General features: G+C 46.5%; 1 protein-coding gene. It reads right to left on the bottom strand.

Annotated elements, in window-relative coordinates; genetic code table 11:
- Window positions 1-66 precede the first annotated feature (66 nt).
- Entirely contained in the window at window positions 67-1287 is a 1221-nt protein-coding gene (locus EYB31_RS39920) for an IS256 family transposase (protein WP_131019147.1), read from the bottom strand.
- Between the last annotated feature and the right edge of the window lie 73 nt (window positions 1288-1360).

The following is a 1360-nucleotide window of genomic DNA, read 5'->3' as shown; positions in this document are numbered from 1 at the left end:
TGGGTCTGTCAAGATCTTTGTGTAAACTCATTTAAAAAGATTTCTCCCCGAGGGGAGAAAAAATTTTCAACGTAAAAATTGGCCGATGCGGTCGGGAAAGAAAACTGAAAGCTGAAGCAAAATTTGCCCCCAATTTTGCACCCGGCCCGTCCATTTACGAACGACGTCCATGGTCGCCAGATAAAGCATTTTTAGCAAAGCCTCGTATGTTGGGAAGATACTTTTCCCTTTTGTGACCTTACGAAGCTGGCGGTGATAGCTCTCAATCATATTCGTGGTGTAGATAAGTTTCCGAAGCTCCGGCGGGTACTTGAAGAAGGTGGCCAGTTCATCCCAGTTCGATCGCCAGGAACGGACGATCAAAGGATACTTACTACCCCAAGCCTCTTCAAATTGGTCCAGTTCTAGCAAAGCCGCTTCTTCCGTTGCCGCTTTGTAAATGGGTTTTAAAGCGGCCGTTACCTTCTTAAGATCTTTGTAGGACACATAGCGAGTCGAGTTCCGGATCTGGTGAATGATGCACTTCTGAATTTCTGTTTTCGGATAAGAGGCCGCAATAGCTTGGGAAAAGCCGGTCAGGTTGTCGACACAAGTGATCAAGATGTCTTGCACGCCGCGGTTCTTGAGATCATTCAGCACGCTGAGCCAGAATTTAGAGGATTCATTTTCGCCGATCCACATGCCAAGGACATCCTTATTGCCATCCAGGTCAATACCGATAACCATGTAAGCGGCCTTATTTACGATGTGCCCATCCTGCTTCACTTTGAAGTGAATGGCATCCAAGAAGACCACGGCGTAAACGCTTTGCAAGGAGCGGTTTTGCCATTCCTTGATGAGAGGAACGAGTTTATTGGTTACATTGGAAATCATCGTAGGTGACACTTCAACGCCGTACAATTGCTCGAGGTGATCCTGAATATCTCTCGTGCTGACTCCCTTGGCGTACATGGCAACAATCTGGTCCTCAATACCTGTTACAATCGATTGATGCTTCTTAACCACAACCGGCTCAAACTCGCCTTGACGATCCCGTGGAACTTCAATTTCATGTTCCCCGTATTCGCTGATGATCGTTTTCTTGCTTTTGCCGTTTCTGCTGTTGAGGGTCTGTTTGTTCTGAACGTCGTGCTTCTCGTACCCTAAATGCGTATCGAGCTCCGCTTCCAACATCTCCTGCAGCGTCTCAGCGAAGAGCTCCTTCAGTGCATTTTGGGCATCTTGTGCCGTTACAAGCTTGTTTTCCTTAATAAATTGTCGTAGCTGTTCCTTGGACCATAATCCCATGTGTTCTCCCAACCCTTCCTAAGTAACTCTATTGTAATAGGTTTGGAGTTTACACAAAGAATTTTACAGCCTC

Origin of the sequence: Paenibacillus thalictri, assembly GCF_004307995.1 — a bacterium.
Lineage (GTDB): Bacteria > Bacillota > Bacilli > Paenibacillales > NBRC-103111 > Paenibacillus_AF > Paenibacillus_AF thalictri.
This window is presented reverse-complemented; position numbering and strand designations above follow the sequence as displayed.

Coding starts and splice junctions, on each gene's coding strand:
- EYB31_RS39920 (WP_131019147.1), bottom strand. CDS start 1,287: ATGGGATTATGGTCCAAGGAACAGCTACGACAATTTATTAAGGAAAAC.